General features: G+C 67.3%; 23 protein-coding genes. 7 read left to right on the top strand and 16 right to left on the bottom strand.

Annotation, left to right across the window (positions count from 1 at the left end; genetic code table 11):
- Window positions 1-6: 6 nt before the first annotated feature.
- The 6 genes from AB0L60_RS10900 to AB0L60_RS10875 form a co-directional block, all read right to left on the bottom strand.
- Complete coding sequence (locus tag AB0L60_RS10900; protein ID WP_354832682.1) at window positions 7-384, bottom strand: DUF742 domain-containing protein; 378 nt, start codon at window positions 382-384, stop codon at window positions 7-9.
- On the bottom strand, window positions 381-806 hold the full coding sequence (locus AB0L60_RS10895; protein WP_040857697.1) for a roadblock/LC7 domain-containing protein: 426 nt from the start codon (window positions 804-806) through the stop codon (window positions 381-383). Before AB0L60_RS10895 ends, AB0L60_RS10900 begins: the two co-directional genes overlap by 4 nt.
- Entirely contained in the window at window positions 784-3402 is a 2619-nt protein-coding gene (locus AB0L60_RS10890) for a nitrate- and nitrite sensing domain-containing protein (protein WP_364610650.1), read from the bottom strand. The genes AB0L60_RS10895 and AB0L60_RS10890 overlap by 23 nt, the downstream gene beginning before the upstream one ends.
- A 166-nt stretch (window positions 3403-3568) precedes the next feature.
- The gene (locus AB0L60_RS10885; RefSeq protein ID WP_364610647.1) at window positions 3569-3967 is read right to left on the bottom strand and encodes a roadblock/LC7 domain-containing protein; all 399 of its coding nucleotides are present in this window, start codon (window positions 3965-3967) and stop codon (window positions 3569-3571) included.
- Window positions 3945-4784, bottom strand: coding sequence for a sensor histidine kinase (locus tag AB0L60_RS10880; RefSeq protein ID WP_364610644.1), 840 nt, complete (start codon window positions 4782-4784; stop codon window positions 3945-3947). The genes AB0L60_RS10885 and AB0L60_RS10880 overlap by 23 nt, the downstream gene beginning before the upstream one ends.
- Entirely contained in the window at window positions 4667-5023 is a 357-nt protein-coding gene (locus AB0L60_RS10875; RefSeq protein WP_364610641.1) for a hypothetical protein, read from the bottom strand. Before AB0L60_RS10875 ends, AB0L60_RS10880 begins: the two co-directional genes overlap by 118 nt.
- A 315-nt stretch (window positions 5024-5338) precedes the next feature.
- Here AB0L60_RS10875 and AB0L60_RS10870 point away from each other — a divergent pair, with 315 nt between their 5' ends.
- The 4 genes from AB0L60_RS10870 (at window position 5339) to AB0L60_RS10855 (ending at window position 8896) form a co-directional block, all read left to right on the top strand.
- Window positions 5339-5668: an alkaline phosphatase gene (locus tag AB0L60_RS10870; protein WP_364610638.1), complete on the top strand. Its 330-nt coding sequence runs from the start codon at window positions 5339-5341 to the stop codon at window positions 5666-5668.
- Window positions 5669-5901: 233 nt separating this feature from the next.
- The gene (locus AB0L60_RS10865) at window positions 5902-6147 is read left to right on the top strand and encodes a hypothetical protein (RefSeq protein ID WP_364610635.1); all 246 of its coding nucleotides are present in this window, start codon (window positions 5902-5904) and stop codon (window positions 6145-6147) included.
- Window positions 6148-6466: 319 nt separating this feature from the next.
- Entirely contained in the window at window positions 6467-8020 is a 1554-nt protein-coding gene (locus tag AB0L60_RS10860) for a succinic semialdehyde dehydrogenase (RefSeq protein ID WP_364610632.1), read from the top strand.
- Between the two features lie 60 nt (window positions 8021-8080).
- On the top strand, window positions 8081-8896 hold the full coding sequence (locus tag AB0L60_RS10855) for a methyltransferase domain-containing protein (protein ID WP_364610629.1): 816 nt from the start codon (window positions 8081-8083) through the stop codon (window positions 8894-8896).
- A gap of 86 nt (window positions 8897-8982) precedes the next feature.
- On the opposite strand, the gene AB0L60_RS10850 is transcribed toward AB0L60_RS10855, so the two are convergent.
- From AB0L60_RS10850 to AB0L60_RS10840, 3 genes are all read right to left on the bottom strand, one after another.
- Window positions 8983-9390, bottom strand: a complete 408-nt coding sequence (locus tag AB0L60_RS10850; RefSeq protein ID WP_354832666.1) for a DUF779 domain-containing protein — start codon at window positions 9388-9390, stop codon at window positions 8983-8985.
- Between the two features lie 77 nt (window positions 9391-9467).
- Window positions 9468-10985 carry an aldehyde dehydrogenase family protein gene (locus tag AB0L60_RS10845; protein ID WP_354832664.1) on the bottom strand — a complete coding sequence of 506 codons (1518 nt, stop codon included), beginning with the start codon at window positions 10983-10985 and terminating at the stop codon, window positions 9468-9470.
- Between the two features lie 193 nt (window positions 10986-11178).
- On the bottom strand, window positions 11179-12399 hold the full coding sequence (locus tag AB0L60_RS10840; protein ID WP_364610624.1) for a transcriptional regulator: 1221 nt from the start codon (window positions 12397-12399) through the stop codon (window positions 11179-11181).
- A 181-nt stretch (window positions 12400-12580) separates the two neighbouring features.
- Between AB0L60_RS10840 and AB0L60_RS10835 the strand changes: the two genes are divergently transcribed.
- A complete protein-coding gene (locus AB0L60_RS10835) occupies window positions 12581-13462 on the top strand; it encodes an LLM class F420-dependent oxidoreductase (RefSeq protein ID WP_364610621.1) in 882 nt (293 codons plus the stop codon).
- A gap of 12 nt (window positions 13463-13474) precedes the next feature.
- On the opposite strand, the gene AB0L60_RS10830 is transcribed toward AB0L60_RS10835, so the two are convergent.
- On the bottom strand, window positions 13475-13921 hold the full coding sequence (locus AB0L60_RS10830) for a nuclear transport factor 2 family protein (protein WP_364610618.1): 447 nt from the start codon (window positions 13919-13921) through the stop codon (window positions 13475-13477).
- Window positions 13922-14405: 484 nt separating this feature from the next.
- Between AB0L60_RS10830 and AB0L60_RS10825 the strand changes: the two genes are divergently transcribed.
- Window positions 14406-14687, top strand: coding sequence for a hypothetical protein (locus AB0L60_RS10825; RefSeq protein WP_364610615.1), 282 nt, complete (start codon window positions 14406-14408; stop codon window positions 14685-14687).
- Window positions 14684-15118 carry a hypothetical protein gene (locus AB0L60_RS10820; protein WP_364610612.1) on the top strand — a complete coding sequence of 145 codons (435 nt, stop codon included), beginning with the start codon at window positions 14684-14686 and terminating at the stop codon, window positions 15116-15118. The genes AB0L60_RS10825 and AB0L60_RS10820 overlap by 4 nt, the downstream gene beginning before the upstream one ends.
- 512 nt (window positions 15119-15630) lie before the next feature.
- On the opposite strand, the gene AB0L60_RS10815 is transcribed toward AB0L60_RS10820, so the two are convergent.
- The 6 genes from AB0L60_RS10815 to AB0L60_RS10790 all read right to left on the bottom strand — a co-directional run bounded on the left by AB0L60_RS10815 (window position 15631) and on the right by AB0L60_RS10790 (window position 19331).
- Complete coding sequence (locus tag AB0L60_RS10815; RefSeq protein ID WP_364610609.1) at window positions 15631-16071, bottom strand: DUF4189 domain-containing protein; 441 nt, start codon at window positions 16069-16071, stop codon at window positions 15631-15633.
- A 1267-nt stretch (window positions 16072-17338) separates the two neighbouring features.
- Window positions 17339-17863 carry a hypothetical protein gene (locus tag AB0L60_RS10810; RefSeq protein WP_364610606.1) on the bottom strand — a complete coding sequence of 175 codons (525 nt, stop codon included), beginning with the start codon at window positions 17861-17863 and terminating at the stop codon, window positions 17339-17341.
- A gap of 373 nt (window positions 17864-18236) precedes the next feature.
- Window positions 18237-18662, bottom strand: a complete 426-nt coding sequence (locus AB0L60_RS10805) for a hypothetical protein (RefSeq protein ID WP_364610602.1) — start codon at window positions 18660-18662, stop codon at window positions 18237-18239.
- A 23-nt stretch (window positions 18663-18685) separates the two neighbouring features.
- On the bottom strand, window positions 18686-18856 hold the full coding sequence (locus AB0L60_RS10800) for a hypothetical protein (protein WP_364610599.1): 171 nt from the start codon (window positions 18854-18856) through the stop codon (window positions 18686-18688).
- Window positions 18853-19029, bottom strand: a complete 177-nt coding sequence (locus tag AB0L60_RS10795) for a hypothetical protein (protein ID WP_364610596.1) — start codon at window positions 19027-19029, stop codon at window positions 18853-18855. The genes AB0L60_RS10800 and AB0L60_RS10795 overlap by 4 nt, the downstream gene beginning before the upstream one ends.
- Window positions 19026-19331 carry a hypothetical protein gene (locus tag AB0L60_RS10790; RefSeq protein WP_364610593.1) on the bottom strand — a complete coding sequence of 102 codons (306 nt, stop codon included), beginning with the start codon at window positions 19329-19331 and terminating at the stop codon, window positions 19026-19028. The genes AB0L60_RS10795 and AB0L60_RS10790 overlap by 4 nt, the downstream gene beginning before the upstream one ends.
- Between the last annotated feature and the right edge of the window lie 221 nt (window positions 19332-19552).

Here is a 19552-nt window from a genome sequence, read left to right as displayed (position 1 = left end):
GCGGTATCAGAGTTTTCGAATGCCATCGAGTACCGCTCGCAGAATGTTGAGGTCACCGGGCGCGGCCTCGGGGGAGGCCGGGGCCCGGAAGTTGAGGATGTTGTCTGAAATCAGGTCCCCCACCAGGATTTTGGTCACCGCCAGCGGCAGCCGCAGGGCGGCCGAGACCTCGGCCACCGACAGCGGCAGCCGGCACAACCGGACGATTTCCGCGTACTCCGGTTCGACACGACGCAGCGGTGGGGCGGCATTGGGTACCACCACCACCGTGAGCATGTCCAGATCGTGCCCCGCACCCATGGTTCGGCCACCGGTCCGTGCGTAGGGACGCACGAGCGGACCGGCCGCGTCATCGAACCACTGTTCCCCCGGCCCCGGCCTCATGACAGTCGGGGATTGCCTTGTCCGGCCAGATTGTGGCGCGGGGTGGTGGACAGGTAGTTGCCTACGCGCTGCACGGTCAGGTTCATCTCGTAGGCGACCATGCCGAGGTTGGCCTGTTCGGTGGCCTGCAGCGCGAGGCAGGCATGGCTGCCGGCGGCGGTCACGAACAGCACCGCGCGCTCGAGTTCGATGACCGCCTGGCGGACGCCGCCGCCATCGAATCTGCCTCCGGCGCTGCGCGCCAGGCCGTAGAGGGTGGAGGACATGGCACCGAAGTGCTCCGCGTCCTCGCGGCTCATGGCGGAGGAGCGGCCCAGCAGCAGCCCGTCGGTGGAGTGCACCACCGCGTGACGGACGCCTGCGAGCCGGTCGACCAGATCATCGAGTAGCCAGTTGAGATCACCAGCGTTTGAGGTGGTCACCGTCGCCTTCCTGTCGTTCCGACTGTGTGCCTTCAAAGAAGGCCTGGGACTCAGGCCCGAACGAACCGGGGTCGGCCTGGCGGCCCTGCCTGGTTCCGTTTTCGATGGCGGAGAAAAGGTCTCGGGCCTGCTCGGCCGTGCGGGTGGCCTGGACCGCCGACTCGGGGGCCGACTGCTCCTGCGCCAATTCCGGTGCGAGACTTGCCTGCCGGCGCCTACGCGGGAGCGCGGGCCGGGCGTCGGAGCCAGTGTAATGGGAGCGCCCGAATTCGCGAGACCGGAAACCGTTTTCCACCGGCGGGATGGGTTCGGCCGGTGGATTCGGATTCTGCCGCGGGTTGGTCGGCGGGTCGAACGGCGTTGCGGCTCCGAAGGACATGACCGGCGGTACCAGCGAGCCGGTGGACGGCCCGAACGGCTCGCGCTGGGGCGTGACCGGGGCCGCCGGCGCGCTGGGCGCGACGGGCGGTTCCGGTGCGGCCGGGGGCGTATAGGCCTCGTAGCCGACGATGGGCAGCTCGTAGCTCGAGATCGTCGACGCGGGGACCGCCGGCGCCGCGGGCAGCTGGGGCAGCGCGGCCACCGCCAGCGAGGCCGCGGACGGCTCGGCGGCGTCCAGCTGCCGCGGCACGACCGGGATCTCGCCGGTGCGGCCCGAGGGCTGCACGACCACGCTGTTGGGCACCAGCACGATGGCCCGGACGCCGCCGTAGTCGGATTCGGTGAGTCGCACCGAAATACCGTTGCGGGCCGCCAGCTGGGCGACCACGAAGCGGCCGAGGCGGAAGTCGTCGGGCAGCATGGCGACACCGAAATCGGGTGCGTCGCGCAGGATCTCGTTGATCCGCGCCAGCTCCTCCTCGGGCATGCCCATACCCTGGTCGATCACCTCGATGGCGACGCCCTTGCCGACCACGTTGCCGCGTACCTCGACCTGCGACTGGGGCGGCGAGAAGTGGGCGGCGTTGTCGACGAGTTCGGCGAGCAGGTGCACGAGGTCGGCGACCGCGCTGCCCGCGATGGACACGTCGGGCAGCCGCGCGATCTTGACGCGGGTGTAGTCGATGGTCTCGCCAACGGCCGAGCGCACGATCTCGAGCAGCTGCACGGGATTACGCCACTGCCGGCCGGGCTGACCGCCAGCGAGAATGATGAGGTTCTCGGCGTTGCGGCGTTCGCGGGTGGCCAGGTGGTCGAGGCGGAAGTAGATGTCCAGCAGCGCCGGATCCTCCTGCGACGACTCCGCGGCGTCGAGGATCTCCAGCTGGCGGTGCACGATGACCTGGCTGCGGTGGGCGATATTGAGGAACATCGCCTTGACGCCCTCACGGGTGCGGGCCTCGGTGACGGCGGCGCTCACGGCGGCGGCGTGGGCGTGGGTGAACGCCTTTGCCACCTGGCCGATCTCGTCGTGGCCGAAGTCCAGCACCGCGGCCTCGGCGGCGATGTCGACCGGCTGACCCGTGCGCAGCTTGGCCATGATCTCGGGCAGCCGCTCGTCGGCCAGCACCAGCGTCTCGTTGCGCAGGCCCTTGAGGCGGCGGATGATCCGGTTCGCGAGCACCAGCGACACCAGGAAGGCGAGCCCGGACACCGCCAGCATGCCGCCACCGGCCAGCGCGGAGTTGCGGGAATTGCTGTCGGCCACATCGGCGGCCATCTTCTCGTTGTGGCGGCTCATCTTCTCCCACAGGTGCAGGATCTGGGTGTTGAGCCGGGCAACGGTGTCGCGCCACTCCTGCGCGGTGAAGGTCAGCGGTGCGACCTGCGGAGCGGCACCGGGTTTCGCGGGCGGCACGGTCATGGGATCGAGTGCCCGCGAGAGCAGCACGTTCTCCATCATGACGATCTTCGTCCAGTCCGGATCGTTCATGAGGGCCTGCATATCGACGTCACCGTTGGTACCGTCGCCGCCGGCCAGCACGCCCAGGTTCACCCGGTAGGTGCCTGCCACGCGGGAGAATTCGATGGCCAGCTCGGGCGGCAGGGTGCCGCCGGCGAGCAGGACCTCGCCGACCGCGGCCTCACGGGAGAGCATCTCGGCGGCCTGCACGACCTGCAGGCCGTTGGCGACCTCCAGGGCCACTTCGGAACTGGGCGCGGTGTCGGCGACGACGCGGGTGCCGATCCAGACGAACTCGAGCAGCTTGCCGTAGAAGTAGTAGACATCGGAGATCGACACCGCGTTGGTGTCGATCTGGGTGCGCAGACCTGCCAGCTGGCGGGTCAGGGTGAGCAGCCCGCCGACGTCCCCGGTGACGGATTTCGGGCCGAGGTTCTCCATGGCGGCACTGACCGGGGCCATGCCCTGCAATGCGCTGTCGAGACGGGTGCGCGCCTGCGCCAACGACTTCGGACTCGCGTCATCGCCGCCACCCATCTGGGCGAGGGAGAGCTGGCGCTCCTGCTCCACCGCGGCGATCACTTCTCCGGTGGGCGGTCCCGCGGCGGACAACGCATCCGCCCAATCCCGCGCGTGCTTGCCCTCGACCACCAGGTACCCCGCGCCACCCACGCCGATCACGAGCAGCGCCAGGCTCGGGACGAGTGCGATGGCGAGCACGCGGGTCCGGACCCCGAGCCTCGCTCTGAACATCGGGCAAAGGTAACGGGGCGTAAGTCACATATACCCCACCGATCCCGTTGAGCGGGACTAAGATTGACTTTATCATTCATGCATGCTTGTACATCGCAAATAATGCCATCATTCAGCTATCTTCTGGCAATCGGATTCCGGGGAAGCACAGCACAATTCGCGACCCTCAAGCACGCTGGCGCGGTGCGGCGGAGAGGAAGGATCCGACCCGCTGCACGGTCAGGTTCATCTCGTAGGCGACCATGCCGAGGTTCGCGTCGGCCGCGGCCTGCAGCGCCAGGCAGGCATTGGCACCCGCCGCGGTGACGAACAGGACAGCGCGGTCGAGTTCGATCACGGCCTGCCGCACCCCGCCCGCGTCGAATCGGCGCCCGGCACCGCGGGGCAGCCCGAACAGGGTCGAGGACATGGCACAGAAGTGCTCCGCGTCCTCCCGGCTCATCCGCTCCGACCGGCCGAGCAGCAAGCCGTCGGTGGAATGCACCACCGCATGCCGCACGCCCGCGAGTTTGTCGACGAGATCGTCGAGGAGCCAGTCGAGATCACCAGCGGGGGAGGTGTTCACCATCGCCTTCCTGTCGGGGGGCGGGCGGCGGGCCGGGATCGGTCTGCCGCCCCTGTCGGGTGCCGTTCTCGATGGCCGAGAACAACTCTCGCGCCTGCTCGGCGCTGCGTTCGCCCGGCGCCGGGGCGGGTGAGTGTTCGGGCACCGGGTGCTCGGCCAGCTCGGGCGCGAGATGCTCCTGGCGGCGGCGCCGCGGCAGCTCGGGCCGGAGATCGGCGGTGACCTGCGTATCCGGTGCGGAGAAGTCCGGTTCGGGCTGGCCCGGATGCCACGCATCGAATGATGCTGCCGCCGCCCGGAATTCCGGCGACGCGGTCGCCGCCTGCGCGAGTTCGGCGCGGCGCTGCGGGGGCATGGCCTCCGGCCGTGGTTCCGCAGCGCCCAGCTCGCCCTCGATCAGCCCGGACGGGATGAGGACGATGGCGCGCGTGCCGCCGTAATCGGAATCGGACAGGCGCACCGAGATGCCGTGCCGGGCGGTCAGCCGCGACACCACGAACAGGCCCAGGCGGGAATCCGAGGACAGGCTGGTGACGGCGAAATCCGGTGGCCCGGCCAGCAGCTCGTTGAGCCGGGCCAGGTCGGGCTCGGGAATACCCATGCCCTGATCGCTGATCTCGACCGCCGCCCCGCGGCCCACCGAGACGCCGGAGATCTCGACGCGGGACTGCGGCGGGGAGAAGGAGGCGGCGTTGTCGATCAGCTCGGCCAGCAGGTGGATGAGGTCGGCGACGGACCGGCCGGCAATGAAAGCCGCAGGCAGGCGGCCGGTCTGGACCCGGGTGTAGTCGGCGGTCTCGCCGACCGCGGACCGCACCAGTTCCAGTAGCGGGACCGGATTGCGCCACTGTTCAGCTGCCGTTCGGCCTGCACGGCCTCGATCAGCTCGCGGGTGGGCACGATGCCCGCCCGCATCTCGTCGGCCCAGGTGCGGGCCTGGTGTGAGCGGTCGATCAGGGTGCCGGCGACGCCGAGGCCGATGGCCGCCAACGCCACGCTCGGTACCAGCGCGATGGCCAGGATCCGGGTGCGGACCCCGAGCGTCGGAAAGCGCATCGCTGCAACGTAACTGCGCGGCGATGCGCTCGGCGGGTCGAGTCCTTTGTGCGGGACGGGATTTGACACTGGCGAGACGAGTCCCGTAAGCCGGGAGGTTGCCGAACCCGCTGCAATTTCTTTGGAATTCGTTTACCTTCGAGCCAGCTGTGAGCTTCCCGTGAGACCAGAGTGGGCAAACTTTCAGCACTAGCTTCGTCCGCGCCCGGGACAGCGGGCCGCGCCCGGGACAGCGGGCCGCGCCCGGGACAGCGGGCCGCGCCCGGGACAGCGGGCCGCGCCCGGTGATGCGGGCGCGCGGACGGAGGAGACGAAGTGCAGCACAGGAAGCGCGGATGGCCGGTCGCCATCGCGGCCGCCACGGCCACGGTGTCGGCGGCGACAGTCATCGCCGCATGCGGATCGGACAGCAAGGCCGACAACGAAGTCCACAACATCATCTATCTGCTCGGCGACGGCATCGACGACCCGGCCGAGGTGAAGGACGGCTCTCCCGAGGCGAGCCTGTGGCTGACCTACCTGTCCGGCAACCACACCGGCGCGGACGTGCAGATCTACGCCTACGGCCCCGGCACGCAGGTGTTCGCGGCGAATCAGGACAACACCTCGCTGTACACCAAGATGCACAGGGCGCTGCTGCCGTGAGGCGGCGACCGGGTCTCCTGATGATGGGTCTGCTGATGGCGGCCGCGAGCGCGGGTTGTTCGACCGCTCCGCACGCCGCCGACCCGGCACCTGCATTCGCCCCGAGGGCGGCACCGAAGCCCGCTTCAGCGCCTGTCTCGGCGGTCACGGTCTCGCCCGGTGAGGTGCGGCTGAGCCCGGGCCCCTTCACCGATCGGGTCCAGCTGAATGGGATTCGGCTCGAAGGTGCTTCGGTGCGCGGCACTCTCGCCATCACCGCCGATATCAGTGATGTGCTGGCACTGGAGGTGCACGCGGCCTTCTACGACGCGACCGGTCATGTGGTGGGTGCGGGGGCCTTCCGGCACGCCGACGCGGAACCCGGCGGTGGCGCGCACGCACCGAACCCGGAGGGCATCCCCTTCACGGTCACCGCGTCCCCGGCCGATGCGCCGATCTCCGCCGCGGTGCTCTCGATTCCGGTATTGGTCAACGAATAGCCCGTTCCCGCATCGCTTTTCATGATCCCGCGCACGCACCTCTCGTGCGTGCGCGGGATCGGGCCCAATAGCCGGTGCTGCCTCACCGGCGATGGATCCCTGCCCGGATACTGCTGGCTGTTTGTTCGTTCCGCGTTCATGGTCGGTTACAGATTTCGCAGGTAGCAGCCAAAATCGGGGCAATCACGACATTTCAGCCCGGCTGACCATCCGGCCGGAACCCGATCCGAGCGGGCGGAATCCCGCAGTCCCGACCGGGCGCGGGAGTGGCGGAGTAGATTGTGCGTATCCGCAAGTTACTCGCAAGTAGGAGGCAATGATGCCGGTACCGGCTGCCGCGGTGTTCGAACGGTTGCGTACGTTCGCGGCCGTGGATACCACCCGGGACCATGCGACCCGAGCGATCACCGAGGTGTTCACCGGCGAGACCCTGGGCTCGGTGCCGGTCGGGACCGCCGCCGATGTCACGGCCGCCATCGCCAAAGCGCGCATCGCGCAGGCCGAATGGGCCGCGCGCACGCCCAAGCAGCGAGCCGAGGTGCTGGATCGCTACCGGGCGCTCGTGGTCGAGAACCGCGATTATCTGATGGACATCATCCAGGCCGAGACCGGCAAGGCGCGGTGGGCGGCTCAGGAGGAGGTCATCGGGCTGATGTTCGCGGCCCGCTACTTCTCCCGCGTGGCTCCGCAGTTGCTCGCCCCGCACCGTGCGGCCGGCGCGTTCCCGGTGCTGAACCGAGCCTCGGTGCGCGCGGTGCCCAAGGGCGTGGTCGGGGTGATCGCGCCCTGGAACTACCCGATGCTGCTCTCGGTGGGCGACTCGATTCCGGCGCTGCTGGCCGGTAATGCCGTGGTGGTCAAGCCCGACAGCCAGACCCCGTACTCCTCGCTGGTCAACGCCGAGCTGTTCGCGCGCGCCGGGCTGCCGCGCGATCTGTTCGCGGTGGTCCCGGGACCCGGCACGGTGGTCGGCACGGCCATCGTCGAGGACTGCGACTACCTGATGTTCACCGGTTCCTCCGCCACCGGCCGCACCCTGGCCGAGCAGTGCGGTCGCCGCCTCATCGGCTTCTCGGCCGAGCTCGGGGGCAAGAACCCGATGATCGTCACCCGCGGCGCCGATCTGAACAAGGCCGCCAAGGCCGCGGTCCGCGCCTGCTTCTCCAATGCGGGCCAGTTGTGCATTTCCATAGAGCGGCTCTATGTAGAGCGTGAGGTCGCCGACCAGTTCACCGCGAAGTTCGTCGCGGCGGTGCGGGCGGCGAAACTCGGTGCCACGTACGACTTCTCGCAGGACATCGGCAGCCTCATCTCCGAGGCCCAGCTGGAGACGGTCACCAAGCATGTGGCCGACGCGGTGTCCAAGGGGGCGAAGGTGCTCGCCGGCGGCAATGCCCGCCCGGACCTGGGCCCGCTGTTCTTCGAACCGACCGTCCTGTCCGACGTCACCGACGCGATGGAGTGCGGCCGCAACGAGACCTTCGGCCCGCTGGTGTCGATCTACCCGGTCGACTCGGTGCAGGAGGCCATCACCCGCGCCAATGACACCGAGTACGGCCTGAATGCCAGCGTGTGGGCGGGCAGCAAGGCCGAGGGCGAGCACATCGCGGAGCAGTTGCACGCGGGCACGGTGAACGTCGACGAGGGCTATGCCCCGGCCTGGGGCACCACCGGTGCGCCGATGGGCGGCATGGGTATCTCCGGCGTCGGCCGCCGCCACGGTCCCGACGGTCTGCTCAAGTTCACCGAACCCCAGTCCATCGTGGTCACGCGGTTCCTGAACCTGGACGCCCCGCCCTTCATCCCGCAGAACAGGTGGCAGCCGTTCCTCATGGCCATCGCCCGCGGCATCCGGTTCCTGCCGGGTCGCTGATCCTCCCGCTGGACCACCCGTCCGGCGTGCGTACACTGTACCCGTCGGAAGGGTGGTCGAATGCCGGAGAATCCGCTTGCCGCGCCGGGCGCGTGGGACCAGGTCGCTGAGAGTTACGACGACGTCGTATCGGACATGATGCGGCCGTTCGCGATTCGCGCATTGGAATCGGCCGAACTGAGCGGCCGGTCCCGGGTCATCGATGTGGCCACCGGGCCCGGCGTGCTGGCGTTGCTGGCCGCGCCGCGGGTCGCGGAGGTGGTCGCGGTCGACTTCTCCGAGGCCATGATCCGGCGGCTACGGCGCACCATCATGCAGGCCGGGGTCGGCAATGTGCTCACCGGCGTCGGCGACGGGCAGGATTTGCGCTACGCCAGTAACACTTTCGACGCCGCGTTCTCGATGTTCGGGCTCATGTTCTTCCCGGACCGGGCCAGCGGGTTCGCCGAGCTGCACCGGGTGCTGCGGCCGGGCGGCATCGCGGTGGTGTCGAGCTGGGCCCCGATCACGGACTCGCCACTGATGACATTGCTCTTCGAGGCGTTCCAGGCCGGGATTCCGGGATTCCCCGCGCCCCAGCCGAATCCGGAGAGCCTGGAGAATCCGAATCTGTTCGAGAAGGAGCTGCTCGCGGCCGGTTTCACCGAGGTGGTGCTGCGGCCGCACGCGGAATCGTTCAGCTACGACAGCGCCGAGCAGATGTGGGACCGGCTGACCCGGGGCAGCGCACCACTGCAGGTGACCCGCCGGCGCACCGACAAGGCCACCTGGGCAGCCCAGGAAAAGGTCATGATCGACTATCTGCGCGAGCACTACGTGCCGGGCACACCGCTGTCGACGACCGCGTGGCTGGGCACCGGTCGCGTTCCGCGATAAGGACTTTCCGGTTCGGAGCTGTCCGAAGGCTCTGGAGGTTTACGATGGCGCGGCCGACCCGGAGAAACCGGCCGCGCCACCTTCCTTCATCCGGCCAGCTCGTTGCCGCGCAGCGGAGCGGGCGCCGCTTCCAACGCCGCTGTCTCGGCATCGGTGAACAGGCGTGACCGGATGACGAATCGGACTCCCTCGGGGGCCTCGAGGGAGAAACCACCGCCGCGGCCGGGGACCACGTCGACGGTCAGATGGGTGTGGCGCCAGTACTCGTACTGGTCGGCGCTGATCCAGAACGCCGTGTCCGGGAAGACGCGGCCGAGCAGCACATCGGCCGCGCCCACCCGGAATTCGCCCAGGGGGTAACACATCGGGGAGCTGCCGTCGCAGCAGCCGCCCGACTGGTGGAACATCACCGGACCATGGTGATCGATGAGGTCCTGCAGCACGTGTGCGGCGGCCTCGGTGATGGTCACCCGGGATACGGAACCTGCTTTCATCACGCTCCTCGCAGACCGTCCGGCCCGTCCGACTCCGAATTACCGACAAGTTCCCAATGAACCGAATTGCTTGCGGTTCAGAAGAATCCGAGCTTGTTCGGGGAGTAGGAGACGAGCAGGTTCTTGGTCTGCTGATAGTGGTCGAGCATCATACGGTGGTTTTCCCGGCCGATGCCGGACTTCTTGTAGCCGCCGAACGCCGCGTGTGCGGGATAGGCGTGGTAGCAGTTGGTCCACACCCGGCCGGCCTTGACGGCACGGCCCACCCGGTACGCGGTGCTGCCGTCACGGGTCCACAGGCCCGCGCCGAGGCCGTAGAGCGTGTCATTGGCGATGGTTACCGCTTCGACCTCGTTGTCGAAGCGGGCCACCGCTACCACCGGACCGAAGATTTCCTCCTGGAAGATCCGCATGTCATTGCGGCCCTCGAAGATCGTCGGTTCGATGTAGTACCCATTGGGGAAGCCCTCCACCTTGCGCATCTCGCCGCCGGTGAGGACCGTCGCGCCCTCTTTGCGGCCGATGTCGATGTAGGACAGTATCTTTTCGTACTGGTCGTTACTGGCCTGCGCGCCGATCATGGTCGTGTCGTCGAGCGGATTGCCGCCCTTGATGGCCTTGGTGCGTTCGAGGCAGCGGGCCATGAACTCGTCGTAGATCGACGAGTGGATCAGCGCCCGCGACGGGCAGGTGCACACCTCGCCCTGGTTGAGCGCGAACATCACGAAGCCCTCGACGGCCTTGTCCAGGAAGGCGTCGTCGGCGGCCATGACATCGGGAAAGAAGATGTTGGGGCTCTTGCCTCCGAGTTCCAGGGTGACCGGGATGATGTTCTCGCTGGCGTACTGCATGATGAGCCGGCCCGTGGTGGTCTCGCCGGTGAAGGCGACCTTGGCGACGCGCGGGCTGGAAGCCAGCGGCTTGCCCGCCTCGACGCCGAAACCGTTGACCACGTTGACGACTCCGGGCGGCAACAGGTCGGCGATGAGCTCGATGACCAGCAGCAGCGAGGCCGGGGTCTGCTCGGCGGGCTTGATGACCACGCAGTTGCCGGCCGCGAGTGCGGGGGCCAGCTTCCAGGCGGCCATGAGGATCGGGAAGTTCCACGGAATGATCTGCCCGACCACACCCAGCGGTTCCTGGAAGTGATAGGCGACGGTGTCGGCGTCGATCTGGGAGAGATGGCCCTCCTGCGCGCGCACCGCGCCAGCGAAGTAACGGAAGTGGTCGACCGTCAAAGGCAGGTCGGCGGCGAGGGTTTCGCGGACCGGCTTGCCGTTCTCCCAGGTTTCGGCGACAGCGAGCCGCTCCAGGTTCGCCTCGATCCGGTCGGCGATCCTGTTGAGGATGTTGGCACGATCCGTCACCGACGTGGCACCCCAGGCGTCGGCCGCCCGGTGCGCCGCCTCCAGGGCCATATCGATGTCCGCGGCACTCGAACGTGCCACCTGGCAGAAGGTTTCACCGTCGATCGGGGAGGGATTGTCGAAGTATCTGCCCTCGATCGGGGCTTTCCACTCGCCGCCGATGAAGTTGTCATAGCGGCGGTTGAAGCTGACGATGCTCCCGTCGGTGCCGGGTTTTGCGTAGATCATGGCGCGGCTCCTGATCCCGTATCTGCGGTGACGGGGGCCACTATGAACCGCGAAGGTTGGCGGGAGGTTGGCGTGGGGTTGGCGAAACGTTGCTGAGTCACTGCCGTCGAATACAACTGCGGTGACGGACATTCCGGACAAGGCCGACATACTCGTGGCACGGCGCGCACCTGTGCACGCGCTGCGACATCGACTACGCGCGCAAGGCGGTGTGTAGGCGTGCGGTCGCCAGCGCGCGGCGGCTGTCGCCGTGCGGGAGCAGGTGCAGGGCGTGCTCGTGGATCTCGATGTCGTCCGGGCAGCGCTGGCCGAAACGCAGGGCGTGCTCGGGGTTGTGGTCGGCCAGCACGGCGGTGCGTAGGCAGACGTCGAGGTGTTCGCGCCACTGCACGATGCCCGGAACGTCCGAGTCGGGCAGCAGCGGACCGCGATACAGCCGGACGGCAGTGGTGAGGTCACCCGCTTCGAGGGCGGCGAGCAGCTCGACCGCGTCGCAGGCGAGGGGTTCGGTGAGCATGTACCGACGGTCGGCGATGCGGCCGTCGGTGGCGGCGCGCAGGCGGGAGACGTCGGCCTTGAGGGTGCTGGAGGACACCAACCGGTCGCCATAGACGGCCTCGTGCAAGCGTTCCGGCGTGAATCCCTCGGGCTCCAGGGCGAGCAGGGTCAGGATCTCCAGCTGCCGGGGTCGCATCGCCATCTGCTTGCCCTGCTTGTAGAGGCGCGGTACCCCCAGCGACTCCAGCCGGGTATCACCGGCGGGGCGGGACTGTTCGGCATGCACTCGGGCTTCGATGGCTGTCACCAGGGCTCGGACCGTTGTGAGGATGAGCGGATGTGAGCGATCCCAATACGTCGACAAATCCAGCACGCCGAGCTGACGACCGTCGGCGGCGCGGATGGGCGCACAGTAACAGACCCAGCCGTGCAGCGCCTCCACCAGATGCTCGGCGGCCCAGACCGAGGTGGGTCGGCCGGTGTGCAGCGACAGCGCGACACCGCTGGTGCCCATGTACGGCTCGTCCCAGCAGCCGCCCGGCGCGAGATTGACAGATTCCGCCCGCCGCCGGACCGAGCGATCGCCACAGCTGAAGAGCACGGTCCCCGTGTCGTCGGTGACCACCGCGACCATGCCCGAATCCTCCGACAGCGCCCGGAGCTCACCGGCCATCTCGGTGATGGGCGTGCGCAACGGCGATTCGGCCCAGCGCGAACCCAATTCGTCCCGATCGGTTCCGGGCGCCACCGCGCGCGTCGGATCCACGGTGCGCAGCGACCGCGCCCACGACTCCGCCACCTCGTTGCGCAACACCACCTCGGTGCCGGGCGGGCGGCCCGAGGAGGCCGTGGTCCACCGCACCCATGCCTTCTCCAACTCCGCACGCTGGTGCGAAGCGACTGGCAGCTGTGTCATGGCGCAAACTCCTCGCGGTGCGACCGGACCGAGCGATATCCCATGATGGCGCGCGGTCGCATCGCGCGGGCCGCATTCACCGCAGTCCGTGCGCTAGTTCGTTCCGGGCGGCTTCGCAGCCTTCGCCGCCCCGGTTCCGCGCCCTCGAACGGTTCCGGATTCCACTGGTAGACAAGAAGTCATGGTCCTCCCTTTCCGCTTCGGCGTGAACCTGCTGACCCCCGTATCCCGCCCCGAATGGATCGAGAAGTGCCGTCGCGCCGAGGGACTCGGCTACGACGTCATCGGCGTGCCCGACCATCTCGGGCTGCCCGCGCCGTTCCCGGCGCTCATGCTGGCCGCGGATGTCACCGAACGGCCGCGGCTGAACACCTTCGTGCTCAATACGCCCTTCTACAACCCGGTTCTGCTGGCCCGGGACGTGGCCGGTCTGGATCAGCTCACCGGAGGGCGGTTCGAGCTGGGGTTGGGGGCCGGGTACGTGCGCGCCGAATTCGAGGCCGCCGGAATGCCGTTCCCGTCGGCGGGCCGCCGCGTCGCACACCTCGAGGAGACGGTCACGACGCTGCGCCGCCTCTACGCCGATCCGGCGTATCAGCCCCGTCCGGCGCAGCCTTCCGGGCCGCCGCTGCTCGTGGCCGGCTGGGGTGAGCGGGCGCTGCGGCTGGCCGCCGAGTACGCCGACATCGTCGCCTTCACCGGCGCGAGCTCGGCCGACAGCGGGCTGCTCACGCTCGCGGACGCCGACTCGACCGCGAAGAAGACGGACTATGTGCGCGGGCTGCTCGGAAACCGCGCCGGCGCCGTCGAATTCAACCTGCTCGTCCAGGGCATCGCCGCACCCGCCGATCGCGAGGCCACGGTCGCCTACCTCACCGAGCACCTGCCCTTCGGCTACACCGGCGCGCTCGAGGACCTGCCCGTGCTGCTGGTCGGCACCGCCGCGCAGATGGCCGAGGCCCTGCGTGAACGCCGGGAACGCTTCGGGTTCAACTACATCACCGTGCTCGAGCACAACATGGACCGGTTCGCGCCGCTCATCGAGCTGCTGAAGGGGGAGTGATCCCCGCAGGACTCAGGTGCCCGGGACCGCGTCGGGGGCGATGAACATGTAGCTCCGCTCCTCCACCCGCTGCTTGATGCGCCATTCGCCGTCCACGCGCACGAAGGTGTCGTGATACCAGAGCCCGCACAGCATGAGCTGCCGCGTGCCGTCGGCGGCGGTGACCAGCATGGGGTTGTGGCACATGGTGCGGGCGGTGGCGTTATCGCCCTCCACGCGGATGGAGGAGTTACTGATCATGTGCTGGAAGGCTGAGAAATTCGGCATGACGGTGGCGAGGAACTTCTTGGTGGATTCGACGTCACCGGCCGGGCCGCCCATGGCGGTGTAGTCGATGTGCGCGTCGGGGGTGAAGATTTCGTCCAGCAGCTCCCATTGGTGGGTGTCCACGGCGTGGGAATAGCGGACCATGAGGTCCTCTATTTCCAGACGGTCCGAAATCTCCTGCAGGGACAGCATGGTGCCTCCGAGTGGTGCCGATAACTGTTCAGGGACGGTGGGCCAGCGTACGGCGAGGCGGACGTCGATCTTGCCGTTTCCGAAAGATATTGCAGGCGAATGGGAACCGTCGAGGCCAGCGGCCCGGCAATGGTCCGGAGCAGCGGGTTTGCTCACCGCTGACCTACCGGTCGCTACCGCGAACTACCGGCGTCTACCGATTTCTGCCCCTCAAAAGAGGAGGCAATCGTGGAGCGCATCTACCGCGAACTACCGCCCACTACTGCCGCTTTCGGCCCGACCCTCGACCACCAGCAGCGCTTGTGCAGGTGGCGAACTCGGTCGGCTGACCATATCTCGAGCGGCCCGTATCTGGCGTTTGCAGAACAGCGTCGCTGGCGTGTCGCCGGTCCGACGCGCCAGCAAGATTCCCGGGTTAGCAATCAGACAGCAACCCCATCGAGTTGGAGTGCGTCGATGGGAGGACGGAACTCGTGAGCGCCCGGTGCACGCGCGATGCCGATGGTGCGGTGACCGATTCCGGGTCGAGTCCCCGGACTCGCTGGCCCCGTACTGCAAACGCACCCACAATGCGCCGCCGGATCTCTCGCCGCGGTGTCGGTACTGGTCGCGCCAGATTCAGCGCGGCTGGCTGCCCAATCGGTCGATTTCGCCGCTGGGCTACCACATCTCCACCCTCTGGTTCGGGGTTTACATCTGGGAGTGCGTGAACGTGCTGTACCCGCTCATCGAGGAGCGCCGGCGGGCGCTGGGAGGCGCGGCATGACGATCACTGAGGGCTCCCTGCTGCTGTGGTTCGCCAAGTTCGGCCACCTCACGTTTCAGCAATGCGAGAAGTGCATCCGCGCTCAAGACGAACGCGACCCTCTCGGCACACGCCATCGTGCCCTAGGGCGGATACTCGCCGCCCGCATCAAACCGCTCTGGCCTGTACCGGACGACGATGGGGACCTACCGCGCTGGGTGTGTATCGACTGCCCCGCCTGCGGCCAACACGTGCGTGCGGATGACGGCGAGGAGTGGTGTTTCATTTGCCGCTGGCAGTTGAAACAGGTTGAGGATCATGTGGGCCCACCAGTGGAGACCGGGTTCAAGATCGACGACAGACTCAACAGCCGATCGCTGCTGCTACACCACGCTATTGGACGCAACCGGGCGAACGGTATTCGAAGCGGACGCATTGGCCCAGGCTCTTGAAATCCAACCCCTTCCTTTTCGGAAGTTCTCCATCCTCGGCTACTTTGGCCACTTGGACAACATCTTTCGTGATGGTTACGGCATCGAGGTCACACTGCGGGGAGGATGGCTGGACCAGATCGACGCCGCACGTCGTGTGATTCATCGGCAATGCAATGGGTACCGCATTCGCGGGCTTGAGATGAGGTTCCCTGGAATAGCCGGAGGACGCGTCGCCTCTGCCCGCCCACGGCGCGACGCCGCCGGTCCGAGCTAGACGCGGAATAACCGTCGCCCCTCCGAAAACGAAGCTGCCCCAGCCAAGTTCGGCTGGGGCAGCTTTCGGCGTTTGAGGGAGCCTACATATTCACGACCAGCATGATCAGGATCCCGATGAGGAACCCGATCAGCGCAATAAGCATCGTTGCGTAGATGATTCCGCGCATGACGGCAGTAGCGATCTGATCCATCGGCACCCGAACCACATAACCGGTTGCACGGTTGGAGGCAGGTGCGCTTTGCGCCTCCCGGGATTATTGCTGCACGTTCGCAGTACAGGCCGACTTGCCGACTTGCGGAAGGTCGAGCGGGCCCAGAATGTCGTGGCTGGGGCCCAGGGTGGTCACGGCGTTGCGTTCGGCATCGGCGCGGGTGGGGCCGACCGCCCACACCGACGGATATCCCTGATACCTGGCGACAGCGGCACATTCATCCTGGAACCGCAGCACGACCACGCAGTTCGAGGACCCACAATCGTTCAACGCGGAGGCATCCGCGTTGCCCTGGTCGGAAGCGACTCCCCACCCGTACCGCACCATTTGACCAGTCGCTCTGTCGATGGAGGCCGCCAGGGCGCCGAACGACGTCGGCGCCGGACCCGGCCCCTCCTCGTCCGCGTGTGCGATCGTGACAGTGCTCGCTGCGAGCCCCGCGAATGCGACTACTCCGAATCCGATCCTGTGCGACAAAGACATTCGATAACTCCCTGGTATTACTTTCCTGCACCGGCAACCCAGCACCGGACCCTCGGCTGATATCGGTCCGCAGCGAAACCCTCTGCTCGCCACGAAAATTGGCACAAGCAACGTGCCGGTCGAATTTGTACCATCTGGATGGGATCAGCCGAACCCATCCGAATAGGTCGCCGAATCGGTCGTTGCCCGGACGCGACATCGCGTCCGCCGCAGGCGAATCAGGTCAGTTCTTGGGGAAGTTCAGTTTGCTGAGCTCGATACGGTACCGCCCCGGCGGGATGGCCGCCTTCAACCCGTGTGACGGAGCGGTGCTGACGCTGCAAACGCCCGTGCCGCCTCACGAACGCGCGCCAGGCATCGGAGCGACGGTGCCGTGCGCTGCGGTGGTGGTCGCAGGAACAAGCCCCGCCATCGGTGCCAGAGTTGTGACCGGAGCCGACGCAATCGACGTTGTCGCCGCGGTGTTCTTGGTCCCGGCACCGAGCGCGCTACCGAGCACTCCGACCGCGAGAAGTCCTCCGACTACGAACACCCAGACGGGGATCTTCTTCTTCGGCGGAACCGGCGGCATGGGCGTGCCGTGCAGACTGGGCACGAAAGGCCGCTGCGGTTACTGCTGCGGCGGATACTGTTGCTGCGGAGGCTGATACGCCATCGGCGACCTTCGATGTTTGTGGGCGCGCGGTGTGCGCGGCCCCTTGGTAGGTTGAATCGGCGCGCTGCTCCCCGCGCGCCGTGGCGCAGATGCTGCCCGAGAGTCAGCGACTTCGCAGCAATGGCACGCAGATTGGCACGATACGTCTGTTTGGACCTGCGCCGCGGCGCGGATTGTCGGCCCGCGGCAACAGTTCGTGGCAACGTCGTGGCCGCGCTTATTCCGGCCGGCGTCCGGCCCGACTGTAGGCTCGATAGCTTCGTCGAATTTGGACGAAGCTATTTGCCCACGGCCGTGTTCCTTACGACGCCCTAGTAGCCCATTCTCCGGGTCCATGCGATCGCTGCGCCGTTATCACCTGAAGCGACTGAACGGGTGTAACGCAGCGGCGGAGCCCACCGGTGGCGGCGGATTCCGATCCGGGGCCGGATGACCCAGCCGCCGTACTCCTGCCGCGTCACGGTCCCGCTGCCGTTGTCTCCGGGTTCACGCCGCTGGGGAGTGAGCACGCGGACCAGGTGATAGCGGGTCCAGAACAGGCGGTGGTTCACGGGTGTTGTCGCTCTCACTCGCAGCTGCGTATTCATGGGACACAAGCGAGGGGTCGGTGCGCTACTGCGGGTCGACGATGTTGGTGCCGTCGGCGAGATGGATTACGACGACGGGTCTTTCGGGGTCTTCGTCTTTCTTACCGAGCCGGGCGCGGACAGCGGCCAGGACGAGACCGTCGGCGGCGACCTCGACGCGGTCGGTACCCAAGCTGGAGGCTACGGTGACGGCGATTGCGTCCTCGGCGGCGTATCCGGTCAGCCCGAACCAGCCGATCTCGGTGTCGGTCCGTCCGGAGTGCTTGGTGCGTTTACCGTCGAGTGGACGGCCGGGCGCGGTAGTCGTCGCACGTGCGGGTTGCCGGTAGGTCGACCCGTTCATGACGCCGGGCAACCGCCATTCCTCACCGTCGTGTTCGACGAACACAAGCACGCGGGCTTCGCTGTCGCTGTCGAACGGGCTGGCGGTGGCGATCAACACGGCCACAGTGTCGTCGCGATCGATGGCGGCGACCAGGCGGGCCGCCTTGCCGTCCGCGGAGAACGCACCGACGGCGAGGTCGATGGCCGGGTGCGGCAAGGTTTCCATATCGGCCTTTCGTCAGTGTGGTTGCTCGGCACCGGAACTTGGGTGGCGAGCAACCACACGTCGCCTGCGCGTATTCCGGTCGGCCCTCTAGTAGCCCATTCTCCGGGTCCATGCGATCGCTGCGCCATCGTCACCTGGTGCGACTGAACGGGTGTAGCGCAGCGGGGGAGCCCACCGGTGCCGGCGGATTCCGCTCCGGGGCCGGATGACCCAGCCGCGGTACTCGCGCCGCGTCACGGTCCCGGTGCCTTTGTCCTCGGGGTCACGCCGCTGGGGGGTGAGCACGCGGGTCAGGTGGTAGCGGGTCCAGAACAGACGGTGCGAGAGGCTGGTTCGGGCCGACTCGATCGTGTGGTTCACAGCGTTGTCGCTCTCACTCGCAGCTGCCGGTGTTGAGGATGTCAGTGTACTTGTCGACCGGTGGGAAAGTGCCCTGGTAGCTGACCCAGAGGATCGCGTGGCCACGGTAGGACGACATGGTTTTGCATTCCAGGTCGCGGGCGCCGATGTTGAGGAACGGGTCCGGCCGGGTGCTGTCGCCCGCAGTAGCGGTCGTCACCCAGTTCGCGCCGTCGTAGTACTCGACGCGCAGGTCGATGTGGAAGGTGTCCGGCTTGGGCATACAGGTCACCTGTCCACCGGTGACGACCGCGCCGTGCTGGACATAGATCCCGTTGGCGAAGGTGAAATAGCACGGGTTGTCGATCTTGTGAGCGGAGGCGTCGGTGGCCGGGAGCATGAGTGCCCCCGTGGCGACGCTGACACAGGTGAGAGCGATGCGGGTAAGCGTGTGCCGCACGGGATTTCCTTCTCTTGTGGTTGTCAACTGTTCTTGGCGCGGTGTGTGGCCAGGTATTCGCGGGCAGTCGTCACGCGCGGGCACGGCGGATCGCAGGTGGCGTGGATCTTCGCGATCCCCTCGGCGAGTCGTTCAGTGATGTCGAAGATGAATCCGCGCTCGCACCAGTCGTTGACCCATCCAGGCTGATTCATGCCGTCACCTCCGACGCTCGGCGCAGTGCGGCGTGGAATTGCTTGCAGGTGTGACCGTGTCCGGCGTGGTCGGTGAGAACGAACCGCGCCTCGTCAAGGCTTTCGATCGATGCCGGTTCGTCGGTGCAGAACAGGTGGCGTGTCCGCCACAGGTCTGCCATCTTGGCGTTCATCGCGTCCTCGGCTTGATGGCACCGGTGCCGGTGAGGGTGTCGAACGCGGCTGCCTTGCGTGCGCATTCCGCTGTGCTGCATTCGATGTGGAGTTGCATGGTCGCGTGGGCTTTGATGGCGCTGAGTGCGCTCGTGGGCGCGTCATGGATCGACGCTGCGAGCCACGCTGTGGCGGTGTCGGGGGAGTTGGGCGTTTGCCAGTGTCTGCCAGCGGCTTTGGGGTCGCGCAGCGGCAGCAAAAACAGGCACGCGGTCGCTACTGTGAGTGCTGCGGTCAGGCCGATCAACACTGCGCTCGTCAACATCGGAACCTCGAGGGCTGTTCGGTTTCGGTGGGGTTGCGTTCGAATGCCGGAGACGTCGCCGGCCGATGCGTGGGTATGGCTACGAACGCAATCGAACCGGCGACGTCATCCCCCTTGCGGGGTCTGGGGCTACCCGGCAACTGGGAGCTGTGTCTCCACCATCTCACTAATTGATGTCCCAAAACAGGCCATTCAAGGGGACATCGTGTAGACATTTT

It is taken from the genome of Nocardia sp. NPDC051981 (genome assembly GCF_040680715.1).
Taxonomy (GTDB): Bacteria; Actinomycetota; Actinomycetes; order Mycobacteriales; family Mycobacteriaceae; genus Nocardia.
Note: the sequence above shows the minus strand (reverse complement) of the source record. Positions and strands in the feature narration are given on the sequence as shown.

Excerpts from the sequence above, each read along its gene's own strand:
- AB0L60_RS10900 (WP_354832682.1), bottom strand. The coding sequence starts at position 384 with ATGAGGCCGGGGCCGGGGGAACAGTGGTTCGATGACGCGGCCGGTCCG.
- AB0L60_RS10890 (WP_364610650.1), bottom strand. The coding sequence starts at position 3,402 with ATGTTCAGAGCGAGGCTCGGGGTCCGGACCCGCGTGCTCGCCATCGCA.
- AB0L60_RS10875 (WP_364610641.1), bottom strand. The coding sequence starts at position 5,023 with ATGCGCTTTCCGACGCTCGGGGTCCGCACCCGGATCCTGGCCATCGCG.
- AB0L60_RS10860 (WP_364610632.1), top strand. The coding sequence starts at position 6,467 with ATGCCGGTACCGGCTGCCGCGGTGTTCGAACGGTTGCGTACGTTCGCG.
- AB0L60_RS10855 (WP_364610629.1), top strand. The coding sequence starts at position 8,081 with ATGCCGGAGAATCCGCTTGCCGCGCCGGGCGCGTGGGACCAGGTCGCT.
- AB0L60_RS10850 (WP_354832666.1), bottom strand. The coding sequence starts at position 9,390 with ATGAAAGCAGGTTCCGTATCCCGGGTGACCATCACCGAGGCCGCCGCA.
- AB0L60_RS10845 (WP_354832664.1), bottom strand. The coding sequence starts at position 10,985 with ATGATCTACGCAAAACCCGGCACCGACGGGAGCATCGTCAGCTTCAAC.
- AB0L60_RS10840 (WP_364610624.1), bottom strand. The coding sequence starts at position 12,399 with ATGACACAGCTGCCAGTCGCTTCGCACCAGCGTGCGGAGTTGGAGAAG.
- AB0L60_RS10835 (WP_364610621.1), top strand. The coding sequence starts at position 12,581 with ATGGTCCTCCCTTTCCGCTTCGGCGTGAACCTGCTGACCCCCGTATCC.
- AB0L60_RS10830 (WP_364610618.1), bottom strand. The coding sequence starts at position 13,921 with ATGCTGTCCCTGCAGGAGATTTCGGACCGTCTGGAAATAGAGGACCTC.
- AB0L60_RS10820 (WP_364610612.1), top strand. The coding sequence starts at position 14,684 with ATGACGATCACTGAGGGCTCCCTGCTGCTGTGGTTCGCCAAGTTCGGC.
- AB0L60_RS10815 (WP_364610609.1), bottom strand. The coding sequence starts at position 16,071 with ATGTCTTTGTCGCACAGGATCGGATTCGGAGTAGTCGCATTCGCGGGG.
- AB0L60_RS10810 (WP_364610606.1), bottom strand. The coding sequence starts at position 17,863 with ATGGAAACCTTGCCGCACCCGGCCATCGACCTCGCCGTCGGTGCGTTC.
- AB0L60_RS10800 (WP_364610599.1), bottom strand. The coding sequence starts at position 18,856 with ATGAATCAGCCTGGATGGGTCAACGACTGGTGCGAGCGCGGATTCATC.
- AB0L60_RS10795 (WP_364610596.1), bottom strand. The coding sequence starts at position 19,029 with ATGAACGCCAAGATGGCAGACCTGTGGCGGACACGCCACCTGTTCTGC.